Here is an 842-nt window from a genome sequence, read left to right as displayed (position 1 = left end):
TCAGGTAAAGGCGGCGTAGGCAAGACCACTACCAGCGCCAGCATCGCAACCGGCCTGGCCCTGCGCGGCCACAAAACCGCCGTAATCGACTTCGACGTCGGTTTGCGCAACCTCGACCTGATTATGGGTTGCGAACGCCGCGTCGTGTATGACCTCATCAACGTCATCCAAGGCGAAGCCACACTCAACCAAGCCCTGATTAAAGACAAAAACTGCGAAAACCTCTACATCCTGCCCGCCTCGCAAACCCGCGACAAAGACGCGCTGACCCGCGAAGGCGTGGACAACGTGATGAAAGAGCTGTCCAGCAAAAAAATGGGCTTCGAGTTCATCATCTGCGACTCCCCTGCCGGTATCGAACAAGGCGCACTGATGGCGCTCTACTTTGCCGACGAAGCCATCATTACCACTAACCCGGAAGTATCCAGCGTCCGCGACTCCGACCGTATCTTGGGCATTTTGCAAAGCAAATCCCGCAAAGCAGAACAAGGCAGCACTGTTAAAGAACACCTGCTGATTACCCGCTACTCCCCTGAGCGTGTGGCCAAAGGCGAAATGCTGTCGGTACAAGACATCTGCGACATCTTGCGCATCCCGTTGATCGGCGTGATTCCCGAATCACAAAACGTCCTGCAGGCCTCCAACGCCGGCGAACCTGTCATCCACCAAGACAATGCCGCCGCAGCCGAAGCCTACAAAGACGTTATTGCCCGCCTCTTGGGTGAAAACCGCGAAATGCGTTTCCTCGAAGCCGAGAAAAAAGGTTTCTTAAAACGACTGTTCGGAGGTTAATACATGTCACTGCTCGATATGCTGTTCGGCAGAAAGCCGAAAACCGCCAC

Annotated in this window: 1 protein-coding gene; it reads left to right on the top strand. The window is 55.0% G+C overall.

The annotated features are described in order from the left end of the window. Nucleotides 1-792: septum site-determining protein MinD (minD, locus tag ACTHS3_RS16005; protein WP_440368506.1), on the top strand; the 792-nt coding region annotated here is incomplete at its 5' end. Nucleotides 793-842: the final 50 nt, after the last annotated feature.

Source organism: Neisseria sp. P0009.S007 (genome assembly GCF_051962515.1).
This window is presented reverse-complemented; position numbering and strand designations above follow the sequence as displayed.